Annotated in this window: 3 protein-coding genes; 2 read left to right on the top strand and 1 reads right to left on the bottom strand. The window is 32.5% G+C overall.

Annotation, left to right across the window (positions count from 1 at the left end):
* The first annotated feature begins 171 nt into the window (after window positions 1-171).
* Together ACJAX4_RS22910 and ACJAX4_RS22905 are read left to right on the top strand one after the other, a co-directional pair.
* On the top strand, window positions 172-1335 hold the full coding sequence (locus tag ACJAX4_RS22910; protein WP_435791752.1) for an iron-containing alcohol dehydrogenase: 1164 nt from the start codon (window positions 172-174) through the stop codon (window positions 1333-1335).
* 175 nt (window positions 1336-1510) lie between these two features.
* Window positions 1511-2605 carry an NADH:flavin oxidoreductase gene (locus tag ACJAX4_RS22905; protein WP_435791751.1) on the top strand — a complete coding sequence of 365 codons (1095 nt, stop codon included), beginning with the start codon at window positions 1511-1513 and terminating at the stop codon, window positions 2603-2605.
* Window positions 2606-2831: 226 nt separating this feature from the next.
* On the opposite strand, the gene ACJAX4_RS22900 is transcribed toward ACJAX4_RS22905, so the two are convergent.
* A complete protein-coding gene (locus tag ACJAX4_RS22900) occupies window positions 2832-3353 on the bottom strand; it encodes a hypothetical protein (RefSeq protein ID WP_435791750.1) in 522 nt (173 codons plus the stop codon).
* Between the last annotated feature and the right edge of the window lie 233 nt (window positions 3354-3586).

The raw sequence follows: 3586 nt of genomic DNA, 5'->3' as shown, positions 1-3586 counted from the left end.
CTTAGTGATGAAGTTAAAAAATTAGGACTGCCTAATGGATATAAACCATTTTATGCTGTAGCCATAGGACATAAAGCGAGTGATAGTATTTTAGGTCCATCAAAGAGAAATAAAGATGTTATAAATTATATCAGATAAAAAAACTAATTTTAAAATAAAGGGGATTATAAAATGTTAAATTTTGATTATTCAATACAGACAGAAGTATTTTTTGGAAAAGATAAAATAGATCAACTTGCAGAAAACGTAAAGAAGTATGGTTCTAAAGTTTTGCTTGTTTACGGCGGTGGTAGCATAAAGAAAAACGGATTATATGGTGAAATTACAGATATTTTTAACAAAAATGAAATAAACTTCTTCGAGTTATCAGGTGTAGAGCCTAACCCAAGAACATCAAGCGTAAAAAAAGGGATTGAAATATGCAGAGAAAATAAAGTAGAACTTATACTTGCTGTAGGTGGAGGAAGTGTAATTGACTGCTCAAAGGTAATAGCAGCTGGCTATTATTATGATGGTGATGCATGGGACATTGTACTTGATCCAAGAAAAATAAATAAAGTTCTTCCAATTGCAACTATACTAACATTATCTGCTACAGGTTCTGAAATGGATGCAGTAGCAGTAATTACAAATCTAGAAACTAGTGAAAAATTAGCCACTGGTAATAAAGATATGGCACCTAAGTTTTCAATATTAGACCCTACTTATACATTTTCAGTGCCTGCAAATCAAACAGCAGCAGGTACAGCTGATATAATGAGTCATATTTTTGAAGTATACTTTAGTAATACAAAAGAAGCTTATGTTCAAAATAGGATGGCAGAAGCACTTCTTAAAACTTGTATAAATTATGGTGAAAAAGCTATTGCTGATCCTGAAAATTATGAAGCAAGAGCAAACTTAATGTGGACCTCAAGTCTTGCTATAAATGGCCTATTAAGTTATGGAAAAGAAACAGAGTGGAGTGTTCATGGAATGGAGCACGAGTTAAGTGCATTCTATGATATCACTCATGGAGTTGGTCTTGCAATTTTAACACCACATTGGATGGAGTATGCACTAAATGATAATACAGTAAACAAGTTTGTTGAATATGGAGTTAATGTTTGGGGACTTGATGCCAGTGGTGACAAATATGGAATAGCTCATAATGCTATTAAAAAGACAAGAGAGCACTTTGTATCATTAGGAATACCTACCACCTTAAGAGAAGTTGGAATTAAGGAAGAAAAACTAGAAGAAATGGCAAAACAAGCTACTGTACGTGGAAAACTTGGAAGCTTCAAACCTTTAGATGCACAGGATGTACTAAATATATATAAAGCTTCTTTTTAAAAAATACTAAATTATTTATAAGTGTGTGGGGGTTTGCTATATAGAAAGTTGCTATAAAATATGGAAGAATTAAACCTGAGGCAAATTATCCCACAAGGTATTCCAATTCGTCAGGAACTAAAAAATGTTAGGGAATTATTTAAGTAGAATACAAAAAAGAATTTATGGAGGGAATATGGAGAGTTTGTTTAGTAATACAACTTTAGGCAACATGAATCTAAAAAATAGATTTTTTAGATCTGCTACATGGGAGGCCATGGCAGATGATAAAGGGCATATGACAGAGAAACTATATAAGGTATATGAGGAGCTTGCTAAAGGTGGAGTAGGCACAATAATTACAGGATATGCATTTGTTACAGAAGATGAACAGCCAAATCCAGGGATGATGGGGATTTATGACGATTCATTTATTGAAGAATATAAAGAATTTACTGATAAAATTCATAAGTTTGATACAAATATAATATTGCAAATTGCTTATGGTGGCTCTCAAACTAATTTTAATGTGGGTGAGAGAATAATATTAGGCCCCTCTTCTGTACCTCATAGTATATATGGAGTTAAACCTAAAGAAGCTACAAGGGAAGATATAAAAAATCTTATTGAAAGTTTTGCAGAGGCTTCTCTTAGAGCTAAAAATTCAGGCTTTGATGGGGTGCAATTTCATGCTGCCCATGGATATATTTACAGCCAGTTTTTAAGCCCTCACTACAACAAAAGAACTGATGAATACGGCGGTAGTATTGAAAATAGAGGGAGAATTATTTTTGAAACACTGACAGCAGTGAGAGAAAAAGTAGGCAAAGATTTCCCTGTGTTAATTAAAATTAATTGTTCTGATTTTATAGAAGATGGCTTTACTCTTGAGGATTGTAAGTATGTATGTAAGAGAGTAGAAGAGCTTGGCATAGATGCTATAGAAATTAGCGGGGTTGTGGGATCGAAAACAGAAGATAAAACTGTAAGAGAAAAAGGACTTATATATTTAGAAAAAGAATCTTATTTTAGAAAATATGCTACAGAGATTGCGAATGAAGTAAACGTGCCTATCATTTTAGTTGGCGGCAATAGGCATATTAACTTAATGGAAGAGATATTGAACAATACTAAAATTCAATATTTTTCAATATCTAGACCGTTCTTATGCGAACCAGATTTAATAAATAGATGGAGTGGAGAAGATAAGAGTAAGGCAAAGTGCATTTCTTGTGGTAAATGCAGAGGAAATGAAGGTAATTCATGTATATTCAATAGAAATAAAGCATAAGTAGTAGGGGTATGCGCAGAAATAAAAAGGAGCTTAAAGTAAACTGGTACCTGTGTCAAGGATGTTTTAAAAAAAGGTACTAACAAGCTAAGAGATGGTTTCTGTATTGGTAAAAAATGTATCTAAATTGACTACTAAGTTTTATAGAAACAAAGAGCCTTTAAATTCTGGTGTATGATAGACATATTAGAATAAATACTTTTAAAAATACCACGCTGAATTATACTCAGCGTGGTATTTTTGGCACCGTATCAAAATAATTAGTGGTAAACTCACGATAAATGTAATGTAGCTTAAATCGGTGTCTATCTTTCTTGTATTCTTTAATGTCTTCCAGTGAGAGTTTTGCAAGAGAATTAAGGTAAAAACTACAATTTTTATTAACACATTTATGGATAAAAAAAATCTTGCGGTATTTCTTTTTACTTAGGGCTTGTCCGCAAAATGGGCAATGTAATCTCTCAGTCTTTAGATCAACCTTGTTTTTACTGAAATTCAGCTTGCAAATATTGCACGAAAGCTGCCCACGGCCACCGGTGTTATCGTAGATATAGTTGTGAGGAGCACTACACTTAGGACATATAGTATCTAGGTCTACAGGGTTTTTACCGCGAGGATTGACAGGCTTCATTTCCTTACTATTAGTAGTTTTATACTCACTTAATAGTTGTTTGTAATCAAGTTTTTTAAAGGTCTTTATGATAGGTAATTTATCTACAGTAAGTTTCTTGTATTTAGGGCTTGTCATATTGTATTTCGGTTCACTAAGAGGTATATTTTTCGCAATAAAAATAAGTAATTGCTTGATTATATGTAACTAACATTGATATAATTGTACTCACAATGATACCTTTCTTTTGGGATTTTTGTTGAGTTAGATACAACAATTATATCAGAAAAGAGGGGGTCATTGCTTTTTTACGTTAAAAACAGCTAAAACCCTTGCAATAGCAAGGATTTAGATATATAAAAACAAAGATA

Source organism: Clostridium sp. (assembly GCF_051278035.1).
Classification (GTDB): domain Bacteria; phylum Bacillota; class Clostridia; order Clostridiales; family Clostridiaceae; genus Clostridium_AD.
The sequence above is the reverse complement of the archived record's forward strand: the minus strand, read 5'-3'. Positions and strand labels throughout refer to the sequence as shown.